At 45.4% G+C, this 13934-nt stretch carries 12 protein-coding genes and 1 tRNA gene; 5 read left to right on the top strand and 8 right to left on the bottom strand.

Features of this window, described 5'->3' with window-relative positions:
- The first annotated feature begins 687 nt into the window (after positions 1-687).
- The 4 genes from gatC (at position 688) to AB8P72_RS02740 (ending at position 4290) form a co-directional block, all read left to right on the top strand.
- Positions 688-1002, top strand: a complete 315-nt coding sequence (gene gatC, locus AB8P72_RS02755; RefSeq protein WP_198328453.1) for an Asp-tRNA(Asn)/Glu-tRNA(Gln) amidotransferase subunit GatC — start codon at positions 688-690, stop codon at positions 1000-1002.
- 68 nt (positions 1003-1070) lie between these two features.
- Positions 1071-2573 carry an Asp-tRNA(Asn)/Glu-tRNA(Gln) amidotransferase subunit GatA gene (gene gatA / locus AB8P72_RS02750; protein WP_144297883.1) on the top strand — a complete coding sequence of 501 codons (1503 nt, stop codon included), beginning with the start codon at positions 1071-1073 and terminating at the stop codon, positions 2571-2573.
- Positions 2573-4099 carry an Asp-tRNA(Asn)/Glu-tRNA(Gln) amidotransferase subunit GatB gene (gene gatB, locus AB8P72_RS02745; protein WP_369957943.1) on the top strand — a complete coding sequence of 509 codons (1527 nt, stop codon included), beginning with the start codon at positions 2573-2575 and terminating at the stop codon, positions 4097-4099. The genes gatA and gatB overlap by 1 nt, the downstream gene beginning before the upstream one ends.
- A gap of 114 nt (positions 4100-4213) precedes the next feature.
- Positions 4214-4290 (top strand) — tRNA-Pro (locus AB8P72_RS02740).
- A gap of 79 nt (positions 4291-4369) precedes the next feature.
- Here the strand turns inward: AB8P72_RS02740 and AB8P72_RS02735 are convergent.
- Entirely contained in the window at positions 4370-4672 is a 303-nt protein-coding gene (locus AB8P72_RS02735; protein ID WP_102077541.1) for a monooxygenase, read from the bottom strand.
- A gap of 142 nt (positions 4673-4814) precedes the next feature.
- Between AB8P72_RS02735 and AB8P72_RS02730 the strand changes: the two genes are divergently transcribed.
- On the top strand, positions 4815-5756 hold the full coding sequence (locus AB8P72_RS02730) for a DUF1853 family protein (protein WP_193030634.1): 942 nt from the start codon (positions 4815-4817) through the stop codon (positions 5754-5756).
- 15 nt (positions 5757-5771) lie between these two features.
- Here the strand turns inward: AB8P72_RS02730 and AB8P72_RS02725 are convergent, their stop codons facing one another.
- From AB8P72_RS02725 to AB8P72_RS02695, 7 genes are all read right to left on the bottom strand, one after another.
- Positions 5772-6302 (bottom strand): DUF2726 domain-containing protein, encoded by a 531-nt coding sequence (locus AB8P72_RS02725; RefSeq protein WP_068408504.1) that lies wholly within the window; start codon positions 6300-6302, stop codon positions 5772-5774.
- Positions 6303-6628: 326 nt separating this feature from the next.
- Complete coding sequence (locus tag AB8P72_RS02720) at positions 6629-7828, bottom strand: LysM peptidoglycan-binding domain-containing protein (protein ID WP_193030632.1); 1200 nt, start codon at positions 7826-7828, stop codon at positions 6629-6631.
- Between the two features lie 275 nt (positions 7829-8103).
- On the bottom strand, positions 8104-9471 hold the full coding sequence (gene folC, locus AB8P72_RS02715) for a bifunctional tetrahydrofolate synthase/dihydrofolate synthase (protein WP_102077537.1): 1368 nt from the start codon (positions 9469-9471) through the stop codon (positions 8104-8106).
- Between the two features lie 170 nt (positions 9472-9641).
- Positions 9642-10604 (bottom strand): acetyl-CoA carboxylase, carboxyltransferase subunit beta, encoded by a 963-nt coding sequence (accD, locus tag AB8P72_RS02710; protein ID WP_180952576.1) that lies wholly within the window; start codon positions 10602-10604, stop codon positions 9642-9644.
- A gap of 287 nt (positions 10605-10891) precedes the next feature.
- Complete coding sequence (trpA, locus tag AB8P72_RS02705; protein ID WP_102077536.1) at positions 10892-11716, bottom strand: tryptophan synthase subunit alpha; 825 nt, start codon at positions 11714-11716, stop codon at positions 10892-10894.
- Positions 11717-11827: 111 nt separating this feature from the next.
- Complete coding sequence (gene trpB, locus AB8P72_RS02700) at positions 11828-13102, bottom strand: tryptophan synthase subunit beta (RefSeq protein WP_226928799.1); 1275 nt, start codon at positions 13100-13102, stop codon at positions 11828-11830.
- A 99-nt stretch (positions 13103-13201) separates the two neighbouring features.
- Positions 13202-13885, bottom strand: coding sequence for a phosphoribosylanthranilate isomerase (locus tag AB8P72_RS02695; protein ID WP_102077535.1), 684 nt, complete (start codon positions 13883-13885; stop codon positions 13202-13204).
- Positions 13886-13934: the final 49 nt, after the last annotated feature.

Below are 13934 nucleotides of genomic sequence, written 5' to 3'. Positions count from 1 at the left end.
CCAGCGTATTACAAATGAGGCGAATGAGGCGAACGAAATTGACTGAGGGTTACTCGTCAGTGTTGAGCAGGTCGTCGTAAGACATGACCGATGGCGCGAGTTTATCATCGCAGCAAGTCAAACCGAAGCAATAATGATGAAATGAAAAAACTGAGCTAAATTATACCGATTTAGCTCAAAAAAAACACAGAAATTTGCATAAGTACGCTAGGATTTTGCCGTTAAACGCGAAAAGATGTTACAAAGTTTGAAATGACAGAGCAGAGCATGCCATTTAATGAAACATCATTTAATTCAAACACTAACAAGGCGCGATCACCAAGTATTATTGCTGCGGCGGGTTTTGCTAAGTCATTTAAAGGCATTTACTTAACGTTTCGCTGAGCAGTGGCTGCATACTGTAACGTATTTCTGAACGCAATGCTGAGCAATTGACAATCAATCCATAACTATTCGGTCAATTTTGTAACGCTCTTTATTTGAACAAAGTTAGTAAAGATACAGCAGCAATCGATGCCCTGCTCTGTAATCTTCGGTGAGATGCTTTATAATAAAGGCACTCTTTATAAAATACTCAGGTAGATTGTTTATTTGCGTGTATTTTAAACATTATTACTTTATTCAGTTATTAGTCATTACCTATTTTTATCCCTACTCTAATAAAAACTATCCTTCACTGGAGAAACTATGTCACAGCAAACCCTCGCCGCTGAAAGCAATGTCAGCCGCAAAGAAATCTTAGAAGTTGCCCGCCTTGCACGCCTCGGTGTTGATGAAGACACCGCCAGCAGCTACGCCGACGATATCAGCGACGTATTAAAATTGATGCAAACGCTTGGTAGTGTCGACACCACTGGTATCAAACCTTTATCAAACATTCATGAAGTTTGCCAAGATTTGCGCGCCGATGTCGCCAAACACGATATCAATCGCGAGCGCAATCAATCGGTCGCGCCTGCCGTAGAAGCAGGTTTATACCTTGTGCCACAAGTGATTGAATAATTGCCCCAATAATTTTTACCGTATTTCACTTTATTTAATGTTATTCACATTTTGACGGACGACACCTTATGTCTGAACTTCACCTTTTAAGTACCCAGCAGCTGATTACGGGCTTGCAAGACAAGCAATTTAGCAGTGCAGAATTAACTGAGCACTATATCAAGCGTATCGACGCGCTCGACAGTAAGATCAACAGCTTTATCACCCACACCTCCGAAACCGCGCGCGCGCAAGCACAAGCCGCTGATGAGATGCGTGCCCAAGGTGACAAGCGTCCCCTGCTTGGTGTGCCGATGGCGCATAAAGATATCTTTTGTACCCAAGGTGTCTTAACGACTTGTGGCTCAAAAATGCTGCATAACTTTGTGTCACCTTATGATGCCACTGTCGTCACCAATATCAATAAAGCCGGCATGATTAGCCTTGGTAAGCTCAATATGGATGAGTTTGCGATGGGCTCGGATAATGAGAGCTCGCATTATGGCGCGGTACACAATCCTTGGAATCTTGAGCGCGTCCCAGGTGGCTCATCAGGTGGTAGTGCCGCTGCCGTTGCCGCAGGGTTTGTTCCGGTTGCTACTGCCAGCGATACTGGTGGTTCTATCCGTCAGCCTGCTTCATTTTGTGGTTTAACCGGTATCAAACCAACTTATGGTCGTATCTCGCGCTTTGGTATGATTGCTTATGCGTCAAGCCTTGACCAAGCGGGTAGCATGGGCCGCAGTGCTATGGACTGTGCGTATCTGCTACAACCGATGATTGGTCACGACCCACGCGATGCCACTTCTATCAAGCATGATATGCCAGATTACGTGCAAGACTTAAATGATGCCGTCACAACTGCTGGCGACAACGCCAAGCCATTAGAAGGCTTACGTATTGGCGTGGCAAAAGAGTACTTTACCAAAGGCTTAGATGCTGAGGTTGAGCAAGCGGTACGTGCAGCGCTAAAACAATACGAAGCGCTTGGTGCGACGATTGTAGAGGTCAACATCACTGACCCTGAAATTACCCTTGCGACTTATTATATGCTCGCCCCTGCTGAAGCATCATCGAACCTATCACGTTTTGATGGTGTGCGTTTTGGCTATCGCTGTGACAACCCAACCGACCTGCTCGATTTATATACGCGCTCACGCTCAGAAGGCTTTGGCCCTGAAGTACAACGTCGTATTTTGACCGGTACTTATGCGCTATCCGCGGGTTACTTTGACGCCTATTACACTAAGGCTCAAAAAGTACGCCGACTCATCGTACAAGACTTTGAAGACGCTTTTAACAATTGTGATGTCATCGCCAGTCCAACCGCGCCGACCGCAGCTTATAAACTTGCTGAAGACCTTGATCCTGCAACCATGTATTTGGGGGACGTATATACCATTGGTGTTAACTTAGCGGGTTTACCTGCGCTTAGTCAGCCGGTTGGGTTAACCACAAACGGTTTGCCTATTGGTTTGCAATTGATTGGTCAATATTGGCAAGAAAGCAAACTGCTCTCTACCGCCCATCTATTCCAGCAGCATACCGACCACCATTTACAACACTCTACCATCGCGAAGGAGACGGTATAATGAACACAGCAACTACTACTGATAATGCCGCTCAGCAAGAAATTGTCCGCAAAGAGCTGTTCGTCGATGGCTATGAAGTGGTCATCGGGATTGAGATTCATTGCCAGCTCAATACTGAAAGTAAAATATTCTCCAGCGCGCCGACTGACTTTGGTCACGAACCAAATACCCAAGCCAGTATCGTTGATTTAGGCTTGCCTGGTGTTTTACCTGTATTGAATACGGGCGTGGTCGATCGTGCCTTAAAGTTTGGTATCGGTGTCAATGCTGAATTAGGTCTATTTAACACCTTTGACCGCAAAAACTACTTCTATCCTGACTTGCCAAAAGGCTATCAAATCACCCAAATGGCCAACCCTATCGTTGGCAAAGGTTATATTGACGTGGTGGTCAATGAAGGCGAGAAAAACGAATACCCTAAACGTATGGGTATCACCCGCGCGCACCTAGAAGAAGATGCGGGTAAATCCGTACACGATGCCGTCGATGGTATGACAGGCGTTGACCTTAACCGCGCAGGTACGCCACTTATCGAAATCGTCTCTGAGCCTGATATGCGCTCAGCTGCCGAAGCGATTGCTTACATCAAAGCCATTCACCAGCTGGTCACATGGCTTGGTATCTCAGATGCGATTATGGCAGAAGGCTCATTCCGCTGCGACTGTAACGTCTCTGTGCGTAAACCGGGCGCAGATTTGGGAACACGTACGGAGTTGAAAAACCTCAACTCATTCCGCTTTATCGAACGCGCCATCAATCGTGAAATCGAGCGTCAAATCGACATCATCGAGGACGGTGGTAAAGTTATCCAAGCGACGATGCTATACGATCCTGAGCGCGATGAAACCCGCACCATGCGTACCAAAGAAGACGCCAACGACTATCGCTACTTCCCTGACCCTGACTTATTGCCAGTGCGTATCGAACAGCATACGGTCGATGCCATCAAGGCTGCGATGCCCGAACTACCTGTTGCTCGCCGTGCACGCTTTGAAGAAGCGCTTGGACTATCAGAATACGACGCTCGCATCTTGACCGGTAGCCGTACGCTCGCCGATTATTTTGAAAATGTCGTCGCTGAGGTCGGACAACAAGACGCCAAAATGGCGGCTAACTGGGTCATGGGTGATCTACTCGGTGCCCTTAATAAAGATGATACAGACATCGCCGACTCGCCTATCAGCGCCAAGCAATTGGCAGGCATGCTGGCACGTATCAAAGATGACACTTTATCGGGTAAATTAGCCAAAAAAGTCTTTAGTGCGCTTTATGAGCGCGAAGGCGGCGATGCTGATGACGCTGCTGATAAAATCATCGAAGAAAAAGGGCTTAAGCAAGAAACCGATACAGGCGCGATTAAAGCCATCGTCGAAGAGGTCATTGCCAAAAACCAAGCGATGGTCGACGAGTATCGCGGCGGTAAAGAAAAAGCCTTTAACGGTCTGGTTGGGCAAGTGATGAAAGCCAGCCGCGGCAGTGCCAACCCGCAACAAGTAAACCAAATCCTAAAAGAGCTATTGGGTTAAGGTTGAATAACTATGTATGCAACTGACTGTGATAAGTAAAATGCCATTGTAGATTTTGGCTAAAATAAATAGCCCTTGCAATATGCATAATTTTGCGTAAAATAGTCAGTCATTCGGGGCGTAGCGCAGTCTGGTAGCGCACTACACTGGGGGTGTAGTGGTCGCAGGTTCAAATCCTGCCGTTCCGACCAAACATAGTAGTTAAACAAAAAAGCCAACCATTGATATCAATGGTTGGCTTTTTTTATGCTCATTATTCTTCATAAAGTATTACAAAGACGCCTTAGTAATCGCACTTAGCGCTTCATTGATAACAAAGATTTTGGATTTGATATCTTTAAAACCAAATGAAGTCAGTCTTTGGGTATGCTTTTCTAAATAACGATTGGCATCGTCCAAATTATCAAACACATAGATACCGCCCGCTTCTTGCGTTGCTTCGTTTTCTGTCCATAGCTTATAGACCAAACCGTTTTCGGTTGCGATATCTTCAGCCAGCTCTTTCATGGCATCAAAAAACGCACTACCAAAAGGACCGCTATAAGGAAAGTCGATTTGCAAAAGGTACTTCATAATTTAGTCCTCTGTATTACTGAAAGGTTGGCAATCATATATTCTGCCAGATGACTACAATCTTAACATATTACGATTCGCTATAGACTTTTAGTAAGCAAGTCGCTAGGGTAAATACTTTATATTTACTCTGGTTTGTCCTATGTCTGAGCTTACGCCGCGCCTTGATAGCTATGCACCTTGGGAAGCTTATCGGCGACCTTTTGTGCGTGATTTGGCGTATGTACTCGCCTGCCCTAACGTCTTGACGACGTGGTTGGATTTCGCACCGCATCAAACTACCCACAAAGTTGCAATACATAGCGCAGACTTTTGGCAACAGCAGTTTGAAGCTTATAAGCCGCGTTTAAAAGAGTTGGATACCACCAATGACTATCAGGCATTAACCCGCTATTTATTAAAACGTCCTAGCCCCAATCGCTTGGGTTTTCACTTTGAAGGATTGTTATCGTTTTGGCTAGAAGATGGCTTTGCACGCAAATTACATCGGTACGAGACGCTTGCCAATAACGTGCAGTTATACAATGGCAAGCAGACAACAGGCGAGCTTGATTTGATTTTGTATAATCATGAAGACAATCTGGTTGAGCATTGGGAATTAGCGATTAAGTTTTTTATGGGGTCAGCGCCGTTTGCGCCGATAAATTGGGTCGGTATCAACTCCAACGATAATTTACAGCGCAAAATGACCCATATGCAAACCAAACAATTTCGTACAGTATGGCTAGATACCGAGGCACATGGACAAGTGAAGATTGATAAACGTTATGGCGTCATTAAAGGACGTTTCTTTTTGCCAATTGGCACTCATAATTTTAATTACCCTGCGTGGCTAGCGCCAAGCTTTCCGATGCACGAATGGTGCGATAAAACTGATAATGCCACGCTTGCAACGATTGATGTAACCGCATTACGCGCCGCCCATTATATTGAATGGTTTAGCAAGCGCGACTTTTATGACAATCGTCAGTTATCCCTTATCTATTTTGAAAACGGTATTTTAAGAACAGGATTATATTTTGAAGGTGACAGGCTGATTGTGATTTATCCTAAAAAGCCTGACCCAGCAAAAGACATACGTTAAGCTTTTATTATAAACTTAATAACTCTCAATTACCTGCATCAGCTCATATCTGAGCATATCAGCACTCGGCATGCGTTCGGCATGAAAGCGCACGATAGCAATACCGGCACTGGCAAGCGCTTTGTCTTTTTTATCGTCCGCCTTTTGCCGCGCTTTACTATTATGCGTCCAATCATCAAGCTCGATGGCCAGCAAGGTAGTCTGTGCATCGATGTCCACGATGACATAGTCGACGCTTTGGCGACAAATGCGGTTAAACCAAAAGCTACGCTCCGAGGTTTCGTCACTGTTTGCTTCGATGATACGAGACAGCTGAACTTGCACAAAAATATGATATTCGGGCAGCGCATTTTTTAACTTTTTAAAAAAGATGACTTCCGTATCGGTCATGATAGGCATCGGCGCAAATGGCCAAATAGCCAGCTCATCACCGCGCACAGGTGGCGGCTCAGGCTCAGTGGAATGCTTATTAGAAAACAGTTTTGGCAGGGTGATCAGCCCGACAAATCCAACTGCTAATATTAAAAATATAACGCCAAATGACATGGTTTTACCTTATACATAATGAAAGCCGTCAGCTACGTAGAGGATGTCATTAAATAAAATGACGACACATAGCTAACCGCGACAGGGCAGCCTTTATAGGCTGACAGGTTATACAGTACAGAAAAGAACAGGAAGAAACAGAAAATAGCGGCGCACATCGTAACCAAGCTGGCCCCAATCGGCAAACGATAAAACAAAAAACACGACAATAGATGTCGTGTTTGAATAAAATTAACGAGAAAGATAAAAATACAAACGGGCGTAATTAAAATCGCACGGTTTATTTAGTGCTAATGGCTATCATATTACAGCAATTTAAATTTATTTTAGCGCCAGTATAAAACCCAAGCACTGGTGGTATTCACTTTCGGGTCGCTATTAATCTTATCTTTTAGCGCCAAAGCGGCGACTTTGCCGCGCTCAGGGCCAACGATAACGCGCACACCACGACTGGTAGGACTGGTTTTGACTTGATAACCCGCTGATTGGAATTTTTTTGCCAACTCATCCGCTTTGGCTTGGTCATTCGCGAGTGCCACTTGTACGCCAAAACTGCCTTTAGCATCGGTTTCTTTCACCTCTTTACGGGCTGCGCTCAGTTTCTGCTGCGCTTCACGCTTGGCATCGGCAGATTTCTTGGCTAACGCTTCTTCTTTTTGACGCTTTTCTTCACGCGCTTTTTCAGCCGCTGCTGCTTCACGTGCTAGGCGATCTACCTGCTGACGCGATGGGATGGTAATATTTTGACCCAGTTGTAGCGAGGTCGACGGTGAAAGGTTATTTGCTTGTGCCAAGACTTCTACGGGCATATTGTGTTGCCGTGCCAGTTTAATCAGCCCATCACCTTTTTTTACCTGATAATCCGTAGGCGATTTTGGCGCTTCATTTTTAGCGACTTCTGCAGCTTTTTGTTTTTTCTCAGCTTCAGCTTGTTTTTTAACCTCTGCCTGCTTTTTTGCTTCCGCTGCCTTTTTACTCTCTGCTAGCTTTTTAGCGGCCGCTTGTTCTTTAAGCACAGCTTGGCGCTGAGCTTCTTGTTGCGCTTGAGCGGCTTTTTTCTGCTCACGGGCACTATTATCATTCTCAGTTGTCGTGGCAGTATTATTGCTATCCGTCCTAGATTTGGTCGCTGTCAAGGTATCTGTTTCAGCGCCATTACTGTCCTCGGCTTCTTTGTCTTTAGCAGGTGCGGTGCTCGCCAAATACTGCTGACTTTCAGCGCGCGCTTTGGCCAATGCTTGCGCTTCAGCCGCTTCTTGCTCGCTTAAAAATTGCTGTGCACGTCTTTCTTGCTCTGCAACGCGGGCAGCACGCTCTTTTTGTTTTTGTGCCAAGATGCGCTTTTCAGTCTCGATATCAGTCGTCAAGGGCTGTGGAGATTCTTGCGCCGGGCTTTGTTTTTCTATCATCGTTGAAGCAGGTTTTGTTTTATTGCTATCGCCAATTTGTTGCACCATGGCGTATAGCATCACGCTACCGCCGATAATCATCCCAATGCCCAATAAGGCTTGTCTCGAAAAGTTCATCCGTTTACGTCTCTTAGTTGGTAATAAGGTTGATTGAGCGGCGCAACTATCGTCCCAAGCTATGTTTATATAGCTTTAATAAACAATTTTGAAACTTAATATCGCCGCCAGTTATGTCCAGCCATTTTTAAATGCTAAGATAAGCTGTTTATAGCCATTTTAATTTGTACATAACATTGTATAGCAGTATGGTAAAGCAGTTTGATTATAAAGCATATTTTTTATACTGTCTGCCATCATGCTTCTGCTAAGACTAACATTAAATCAGCAAGATTTTAATTTAAATTATCAGCAGCGAGAGCCGCTAGCACCTCGCCAATCGTATGGAACGAGCCACATACCACGATTAAGTCTTGCGCTTGGCTGCCCTTTATAACGGCAGCGGTCGCTTCTGGTAAACGTTTAAACGCATGTATTTGTGCCTTATCAACATAACTCGCTAAGATGCCTTGTAGCTGCTCAGTGCTGGCTGCGCGTGGATAATCGATCTCAGCGATAAACCAAACGCTAATAGGCAAGCCCGCTTCAGTCAAACGCTGCACGACTTTCTTGATATCTTTATCGCCCAACATAGAAAACAGCATTTTAATGTTGGCAGGTTTACTACTTAAGTGTGCGCAACTATTTTGCGTTGCTAGATGCTGCTGCCAAAGCGGTAATAATTGCGCCAATAAAAACTCAACGCCTTGCTCGTTATGCGCCACATCAAACAGCCAATGACGGTTATGGGTCTCACGATAATCAAAGCGACCGGCAAGCTTGACCGTTTGCAATGCCTTTTCAATAGCACTTTTATCGATATTTAACGGGCTTGCCAGCACCGCTGATAAAGCATTGGCCGTGTTAGTCAAGGATAGTGCGGGGCGCGGTAGTTGCATAGTGACAGCGGCATTACTATATTGCCAAACATCGTTATCTACTTCACGATAATCAAAGTCTTGCCCAACTTGATAACAGCTTGCCTGATGCGTGGTAATCGCTTGTTGTACACTAGCTGGCATCTCCTTGTCGCCATAAATTAGGGTAATACCATCGCGTAGGATTCCTGCTTTTTCACGGCCGATATCTTCGACATTATCGCCTAGCCAATCGACATGATCGATAGCGATATTGGTAATCACCGCCATATCAGGATCAATGATATTAACCACATCTAAGCGACCGCCGAGCCCAACTTCTAACACCCAGACATCGCAGTCTGCTTCAGCAAAGATTAATAATGCTGCCAATGTTGTCATCTCAAAAAATGATAAGGTTAAAGCGCACTGTAACCTTGCTACCTCTACTTTGCTAAAGGCATCAATCAACGTCTCGTCGCTGACCATCTCGCCATTGATACGCACGCGCTCGTTAAACACACTCAGATGCGGTGACTGATACAGCGCGGTTTTATAACCTGCCGCTTGGCACATCTGCGCGATGACCGCGGTCGTTGAGCCTTTACCATTAGTGCCCGCTACAGTAAACACATAAGCATCGTCTTTGGCTGACTGTACCACGCCTAACGCCTCAGCAACCGGCAATACGCGTGACAAGCCCATATCTATCGCCGAGACATGAATTTGCTGCATATAATCAAGCCATTCGGACAAACTCGAGTGCTCATTAGGAATATTAGAATTAGAAACGGTAGAGTCAGACATGGGCGGAACCTATATGAAATTTTTCGGGAAAATAGAGAATGAGAAAATGCTTAATTAGGAATTAGAGACAGTATATAACTACCTAGCCAAAAAGCAAAAATAGCATTTACCGTGATTGACGATAAATGCTATTAAGTCATAACGAGCTCAATTACCTGTTTGCTAAGCTGCTAAGCATCAACATTAGGCACGCGGCATAGTTTTGCTAGCAGACGGTAAATGGTATCAATGAGCTGATGACGGTGCACCACTTCATCAACCACGCCATGCTCTAACAAGAACTCGGCACGCTGGAACGGCTCTTCTAGCGTCTCGCGCACCGTTTGTTCAATCACGCGCTTACCAGCAAAGCCAATCATGGCCTTTGGTTCTGCCAAATGGATATCGCCAAGCATAGCAAGCGATGCCGTCACTCCGCCATAAACAGGATTGGTCAATACTACGATATATGGCACACCAGCTAAGCGCAAACGCTCAATCGCCGCCGCCGTACGAGCCATTTGCATCAAGGATAGCAGGCCCTCTTGCATACGCGCGCCGCCAGAGGCCGCAAAGCAGACTAAGGGTACTTTATCTTTAAGGGCTTTTTCAGCGGCTTCTACAAAACGGTCGCCAACCACCGAGCCCATAGAGCCACCCATAAAACGGAAGTCAAAGGCACACGTCACGATATCAAGATTGCGCAATTTACCATACATCACAATCAGTGCTTCAGACTCGCCGGTTTTGTCTTGTGCTTCGCTCATACGCTGCGGATACGGCTTACTATCCACAAAGCTCAATGGGTCTTTGGCAGTGAACTGCTGTCCTAGCTCACCTTCTACTTGATCGAGCAACCAGTTTAAGCGCTCACGAGCACTCATCGGTAAATGATGGTCACAATGCGGGCAGACATAACAATTAAAAATCAGAGCCGTATTGGTAATCATCGAATGACAGCTGCTACACTTGGTTGACGGTTCAGTTTCGACAGCCGTCAAAGGTGCAGTCAATTGCTGTTTAATGCCCGGTATCGGGCGCTCAAACCATGATTGCCCAGCGGAACTGCCATTTTTTTCAGTCGTGCCTGTTTCAGTATTATTTGCAGTGGTCATATCAGGTTTTGTTATCGTATCAGTCATAATATTCGCCATTATCAAAGGCTTATCAACAAGTTGGCCAGGTTCGTTTAATTGGCTTAGTCTCTTGTCCCTAAGAAGTCCGTTTATAAGAATCAATTTAAAAGTCACATATCTTTATAACATCAGCAGTTATAAAGCACGCTTATGCGCAACTGTAACAATTTATATGTGATGTTAGTTTACACACGTAAACTAACTTTAGCAAAGTCATTTGCCTGTGTCTTTATAAACATTGTTATAAAAATTGCGCTGGCCTTCTAAGCCTCTCAAATTTTGATACCAATAAACTCGATATAATATTAGGCGGTTAAACTATCAAGTGCACCGCGTAGCTCGTCCATTTTTACCATAATTTTTTGCTGAGCAGTTGCAACTGCAGTCGCATCTTTAGCATCGATATCAGCAAAATTTTGCACCAGCGCACTACCGACAATAATACCATCGGCGTGCTGGCCAATTGCTTTGGCAGAAGCAGCATCACGAATACCAAAGCCCACACATACTGGCAAATCGGTTTCGGCTTTAATCGCTTGCACTTGGGTAGCCACATCATCGGTATCGAGCGTCGCCGAACCGGTTACGCCTTTTAATGACACATAGTAAATATAACCACCGCAATGGGTCAGAACTTGCTCGCGGCGCTCAGGCAAAGTCGTTGGCGATAATAAAAAAATCTCATTCATCGCATGCTCAGTCAAATGCTGCGTAAAGCTGCCCGCCTCGGCTGGTGGCAAATCAACCATTAAAATACCATCGACGCCTGATTGCTCACATAAGGCGACAAAATTGTCATAACCGATGATTTCCACGGGATTCAGATAGCCCATTAGGATAATTGGTGTTTGCGTATCTTGTTTGCGGAATTCTGCCACCATGTTTAGCGCATCACGCGTACTAGTACCGGCTGCTAACGCGCGCTCGCCAGCCAATGCAACAGTTGGGCCATCGGCCATTGGATCAGAAAACGGCAAGCCTACTTCAATCATATCTGCGCCATGCTCAACCAAGTCATGTAGTAAGCCAACAAAGTTAGCAGGCGTTGGATCGCCTGCCATGACATAAGGAATCAGGGCTTTTTTATTTTGCGCTTTTAAGGTTTCAAAGGTGCTTTCAATTCGGGTCATAGTGTTCTCTACAATTAATTCAAACTGGCTATATTGGCTCTATATATATTAAAAAGAGCCAATCAATTTATTTTATAAAAGTGGATTTATAGGGTGCAGTACAATACGTGGCTACAGCTCAATCCCTTCTGCCTTCATTACTGAATGCAAATCCTTATCACCGCGACCTGACATATTGACGATAATACTTTGCTCAGGCGTCATGGTTTTAGCCAGCTTCAGCGCATAGGCGACCGCATGAGCGGATTCAAGCGCAGGGATAATCCCTTCTTTACGTGTCACTTCATGAAAGCCCTCTAGCGATTCTTTATCGGTACAGCCAACGTATTCAACACGCTTCATGTCTTTTAAGAAGCTGTGCTCAGGGCCAACGCCCGGATAATCAAGACCCGCTGAGATAGAATGCGTCTCTTGGATTTGGCCTTCATCGTCCGCCATCAAATACGTACGATTACCATGCAGTACACCAATGCGACCAGCGGCCAATGGCGCTGAATGGCGACCCGTTTCTATACCGTCGCCCGTTGCTTCGACGCCATACATTTTGACGTCAGTATCATTTAGGAAATCAAAAAATAGACCAATCGCGTTTGAGCCACCACCAACACAGGCAACCAACGCATCAGGCAATTTGCCCGTTTTTTCTAAATGTTGAATACGCGCTTCTTTACCAATAATCGCTTGGAAATCACGTACCAGTAGCGGATAAGGGTGCGGCCCTGCAACGGTGCCAATAATATAATAAGTCGTATCGACATTGGTCACCCAGTCACGCATCGCCTCGTTCATGGCATCTTTCAGCGTCCGCGAACCTGAAGTCACTGGCACCACCGTCGCACCGAGCAAACGCATACGATAAACGTTCATCTTTTGGCGCTCGACATCATCGGCACCCATATAAACGATACACTCTAACCCTAGGCGCGCAGCTATCGTGGCCGTTGCGACGCCATGTTGTCCCGCCCCAGTTTCGGCGATAATGCGTTTTTTACCACACATCTTGGCAAGTAGTGCCTGCCCGATGGTGTTATTCACCTTATGCGCGCCCGTATGATTTAAGTCTTCACGTTTAAAATAAATCTGCGCGCCGCCAATCTCATCACTTAAACGCTTGGCATGATAAAGCGGCGTTGGACGACCGACATAATTGACCAAGTCGTTATGATACTCTTCCCAAAACGCCGGATTGGCTTTGACTTTGGTATATAAGGTTTCAAGTTCTTCAAGCGCTGCCATCAGGGTTTCAGAAACAAAACGACCACCGTGAACGCCGAAATGTCCGCGCGCATCAGGATATTGGTTAAAGTCTTGGACGTTTTCTGGATTGGTAAAGGTATTGATGGCTTTAGCAGTAGCAGATACATCTTTGCTTGCGACATGACTCATGATAATTCCTACTATAATAAGTGGTATTTTTTAGAATAAATAAAGGGAAAGATTTTAGGTAATGAGCTATTTAACAAATAGAAATCCACCGTTAAAAAGCTAATTACTGATATTCGAAGGTTCGCTCGGCGTCTCGTTTTGCCATCGATCGCGTTTAACTGCTTTCATAAAGGCACGCATTTTGGCAGCGTCTTTTTTACCTTTGTCAGACTCAATCCCGCCGCTGACATCGACGGCATAAATCGGCAGCTCTAAAGTAGCAGCGGCATTGTCGGCATCAAGCCCGCCCGCTAAAATAATAGGCAGCGAGCTGTCTTGCGGTAGCAAACTCCAGTCAAATCGTGCACCTGTGCCGCCATACTTATGCGGATGGTAAGCATCGAACAAAATACTGTTCGCGCCAGCGCCAGCAAACTCATCAATTTGAGCGCTTACGCTAGCACTGGTGTGCTGCTCAGTATTGATACGCAAGGCTTTTATCCAGCGTTTATTGACCGCGCTTGCCAGCTGCTGACACTGCTCCGGCGTTTCATCACCGTGAAATTGAATGATATCAAAAGGGACATGGTTTGCCAGTTCAATCAGTTCCGCTCGCGACATATTGACCACCAAGGCCACCACACTGATAAAAGCGGGCAAAGAAGCAGTTAGCAATTGCGCCTGCTCGATAGTAACAGCGCGCGGACTCGGTGGATAAAAAACCAAGCCGACGGCATCGACACCCAACTGAGCAGCCATTTTAATATCACTAGGCTGGGTAAAACCACAAAACTTAACCTGCATAATGTGACCTTAGATATAACATCAAATAGATATGACACTAGATATAACG

This window comes from Psychrobacter sp. CLB018, from assembly GCF_041222815.1.
In the GTDB taxonomy this organism is placed as follows: Bacteria; Pseudomonadota; Gammaproteobacteria; order Pseudomonadales; family Moraxellaceae; genus Psychrobacter; species Psychrobacter faecalis.
This window is presented reverse-complemented; position numbering and strand designations above follow the sequence as displayed.

Bases quoted from the DNA above. Each gene is read 5' to 3' on its own strand.
- gatC (WP_198328453.1), top strand. From the start codon at position 688: ATGTCACAGCAAACCCTCGCCGCTGAAAGCAATGTCAGCCGCAAAGAA.
- gatA (WP_144297883.1), top strand. From the start codon at position 1,071: ATGTCTGAACTTCACCTTTTAAGTACCCAGCAGCTGATTACGGGCTTG.
- gatB (WP_369957943.1), top strand. From the start codon at position 2,573: ATGAACACAGCAACTACTACTGATAATGCCGCTCAGCAAGAAATTGTC.
- AB8P72_RS02735 (WP_102077541.1), bottom strand. From the start codon at position 4,672: ATGAAGTACCTTTTGCAAATCGACTTTCCTTATAGCGGTCCTTTTGGT.
- AB8P72_RS02730 (WP_193030634.1), top strand. From the start codon at position 4,815: ATGTCTGAGCTTACGCCGCGCCTTGATAGCTATGCACCTTGGGAAGCT.
- AB8P72_RS02725 (WP_068408504.1), bottom strand. From the start codon at position 6,302: ATGTCATTTGGCGTTATATTTTTAATATTAGCAGTTGGATTTGTCGGG.
- AB8P72_RS02720 (WP_193030632.1), bottom strand. From the start codon at position 7,828: ATGAACTTTTCGAGACAAGCCTTATTGGGCATTGGGATGATTATCGGC.
- folC (WP_102077537.1), bottom strand. From the start codon at position 9,471: ATGTCTGACTCTACCGTTTCTAATTCTAATATTCCTAATGAGCACTCG.
- accD (WP_180952576.1), bottom strand. From the start codon at position 10,604: ATGGCGAATATTATGACTGATACGATAACAAAACCTGATATGACCACT.
- trpA (WP_102077536.1), bottom strand. From the start codon at position 11,716: ATGACCCGAATTGAAAGCACCTTTGAAACCTTAAAAGCGCAAAATAAA.
- trpB (WP_226928799.1), bottom strand. From the start codon at position 13,102: ATGAGTCATGTCGCAAGCAAAGATGTATCTGCTACTGCTAAAGCCATC.
- AB8P72_RS02695 (WP_102077535.1), bottom strand. From the start codon at position 13,885: ATGCAGGTTAAGTTTTGTGGTTTTACCCAGCCTAGTGATATTAAAATG.